The organism is Arcicella rosea, assembly GCF_014204325.1.
In the GTDB taxonomy this organism is placed as follows: Bacteria; Bacteroidota; Bacteroidia; order Cytophagales; family Spirosomataceae; genus Arcicella; species Arcicella rosea_A.
In genome coordinates this window covers 1-1052 of sequence record NZ_JACHKT010000076.1, presented here as the reverse complement: position 1 = coordinate 1052, position 1052 = coordinate 1, and the positions used below count along the sequence as shown (strand labels likewise).

The 1052-nt window shown below is 35.9% G+C and carries 2 protein-coding genes; both read right to left on the bottom strand.

Annotated features, from left to right (window positions below; all coding sequences use genetic code 11):
- Positions 1–10 precede the first annotated feature (10 nt).
- The gene (locus HNP25_RS21755; protein WP_310587193.1) at positions 11–577 is read right to left on the bottom strand and encodes an IS1595 family transposase; all 567 of its coding nucleotides are present in this window, start codon (positions 575–577) and stop codon (positions 11–13) included.
- Positions 508–987, bottom strand: coding sequence for an IS1/IS1595 family N-terminal zinc-binding domain-containing protein (locus HNP25_RS21750; protein ID WP_221432535.1), 480 nt, complete (start codon positions 985–987; stop codon positions 508–510). The genes HNP25_RS21755 and HNP25_RS21750 overlap by 70 nt, the downstream gene beginning before the upstream one ends.
- Between the last annotated feature and the right edge of the window lie 65 nt (positions 988–1052).

Below are 1052 nucleotides of genomic sequence, written 5' to 3'. Positions count from 1 at the left end.
GGCTCAACCCTTAAACTGGGCTGATGATTAAACATTGTTGATAATTTCTCAAATCTGGCGTTAAAAGTAGTTGAAAAGTTTCTTGTAAAGCCTTTTTACCTCTCATTCTAAGGTTATGCAAAAACTCGAAATACCCAACATAAAATGGCAACTTTTCTTGACTTATTCCTCTATGTGGTCTGAGCCAAGGTCTCAATAAAGACCATATACATTCTTGGGTATTACAGTGTACTTCATAAATTCCGTCACCATCTTCATCTTTGGCATACTGACCCAAAGAATGATTGACAGTTTTATGATAGTATTCCCAGTTTTCAAGTTTAGCATAGATGTTATACTCATCAGTATGAATTGTAGAGAACTTAGTAACGGTTTTTTCAATAATAGGTTTGATTGTTTTTTGTTGAACATTAGGTAAAACTGTCATTTTGACAAGTCCGCCTCGTTGGACTAAACCCAAGACGGGACATTTGTCATCCTCAATTGTTCCACGTCCACGTTTACCTTTTAAACGTCTTCTACGGGGTTTTCTGCCCGCTTTTTTGACGTTTTCTGGTTGTCCTTTGTGTCCAGCGATGATATAGCATTCGTCAGATTCAACGTCTCCGCAAAGGATAATATCAGGTTTTTTTTAACAATGCCTTCTCGTATTGCATTGCACATACGACGAACTGTATCTTCTGATATTTCTAACTCTTGGGTTATTTGCAGAGTAGAAGCATTGAGGTTCATTAAATACAAAACAGTTATCCAATGGTGTAAAGGTTGATGACTACCACTAAAAATAGTATCACTTAAATCATCAAAATAGCTATGACAACTCTGACAGTGATAACGTTGTACATGGGGATTGGTCGAGTCTTTCCCATTCTTTATCACTGACTCGCTTTGGCATTTAGTACATTGTACGCCTAAGTTCCAACGAATACTGCGAAGTATATTGTAACACATACCAACATCTAAAATCTTATGTAGTTGTATTTGCATATCTTATATGTTTTGAATACAAAAATATACATTAAAAGTCATCAGCCTAATTTAAGGATTGAGCC